This window comes from Streptomyces otsuchiensis, from assembly GCF_004305975.1.
In the GTDB taxonomy this organism is placed as follows: Bacteria; Actinomycetota; Actinomycetes; order Streptomycetales; family Streptomycetaceae; genus Streptomyces; species Streptomyces otsuchiensis.
This window is the reverse complement of sequence record NZ_BHZI01000652.1, coordinates 1-281: the sequence shown is the minus strand read 5'-3', so window position 1 is coordinate 281 and position 281 is coordinate 1. Positions and strand designations below refer to the sequence as shown.

Genomic DNA, 281 nt, shown 5'->3' with positions numbered 1-281 from the left:
CCCCCGCGCCCGCCGCCCACGCCTGTTCCGCCCGCGCCCCGATCTGCTCCAGGGAGAGGGTGTAGGCGTCGGCGTCGGTGCGGCGCTGGGCGAAGGCGCAGAACCGGCAGCCGGTGTAACAGACGTTGGTGAAGTTGATGTTGCGCGTCACCACATAGGTGATGTCCTCCCCGGCGGCGTCCGCGCGCAGCGCGTCGGCCAGCGAGGCGAGGGCGTCGAGCTCGGCGCCCTCCTCCGCGTCCAGCAACGCCAGCGCGTGGGTGTCGGAGAGCCCCGCGGGG

At 74.0% G+C, this 281-nt stretch carries 1 pseudogene; it reads right to left on the bottom strand.

What is annotated here, in order from left to right:
- Positions 1 to 281, bottom strand: a pseudogene (fbiC, locus tag E0D90_RS26220) (7,8-didemethyl-8-hydroxy-5-deazariboflavin synthase); the annotation flags it as partial.